At 31.2% G+C, this 903-nt stretch carries 2 protein-coding genes; both read right to left on the bottom strand.

The window, feature by feature from the left end; translation table 11 throughout:
- Positions 1-550, bottom strand: a 550-nt coding sequence (locus tag CQA53_RS11630; protein ID WP_181882482.1) for a hypothetical protein, incomplete at its 3' end; no start/stop codon positions are given.
- Positions 550-903: hypothetical protein (locus CQA53_RS12840; RefSeq protein WP_181882481.1), on the bottom strand; the 354-nt coding region annotated here is incomplete at its 5' end. The genes CQA53_RS11630 and CQA53_RS12840, both read right to left, overlap by 1 nt.

Below are 903 nucleotides of genomic sequence, written 5' to 3'. Positions count from 1 at the left end.
AGAATCTTAGCATATCGTTATATTGTCCTTGTGGGATATGCCCTAAAGCCATTCTTGCATCTGTTTTTAAATCTCCTGTATCGCTAGGCTCTGTGCCTCTTATTGCTAAGATATACTTAGAATCTTTAGAGACTTCTTTTCTTTTGCCTGTGGATTTATCAATTTCTCCTAAGTCCTCAAATAGTGTGCCACTAAAGCCTGAATCTGTATTAGGGCAGTGTTCTACAAGTTTGTATCGCTCAAAAAAGCGTTTTGCTTGGTTAGGGGACATATCACCTTTGAGTGTGCCGATAGTGATATATTTTTTAATATGATGGTCATATTCAGCTATATTATATTTTTTATATTCTCCATTTAAAATATGCTTAATTTCAATAGTTTGTGTTAATGGCGTATCGTCTTGATTCTTTAAAATATTTCCATCTTTATCTTGAAGTAACATAAAATAAGACTTTTTCTGTTGTTCTAAAAAATAGTGAAAATACCCATAACTAGCCCAAGAGAGTTCCGCATAGTCTCTTAGTTTCTTTATTTGTTCTTTGTTGCACATTATTTTCTCCTTTTATCCAAATTCCCACACATTAAAAAATTATCCCATTCAATCCTAAAATCCATATTAGCCTCATTACCTAGCATTATGGGTCTCTTGTCATACCACATAGCCCCATCACCAACATAAATTTTTATAATCTTTTTATCGGTATTGAGCTGGATATTTAATTGAGATTTTATTCTCCAAGTATCATATCTAAATCGTGCAATATAATGATTGTTTTCAAATTGTAAATTTTCCTCCAATTTTCTATCATTCACATTAAAAAGATTTAACAATTTTTTTGTTCTTTCATTAGAATCTAATATATCATAGTTCGCCTCACATATCTCCTTAAACTTCCAATAACT

Source organism: Helicobacter didelphidarum (assembly GCF_003364195.1).
In the GTDB taxonomy this organism is placed as follows: Bacteria; Campylobacterota; Campylobacteria; order Campylobacterales; family Helicobacteraceae; genus Helicobacter_A; species Helicobacter_A didelphidarum.
The sequence above is the reverse complement of the archived record's forward strand: the minus strand, read 5'-3'. Positions and strand labels throughout refer to the sequence as shown.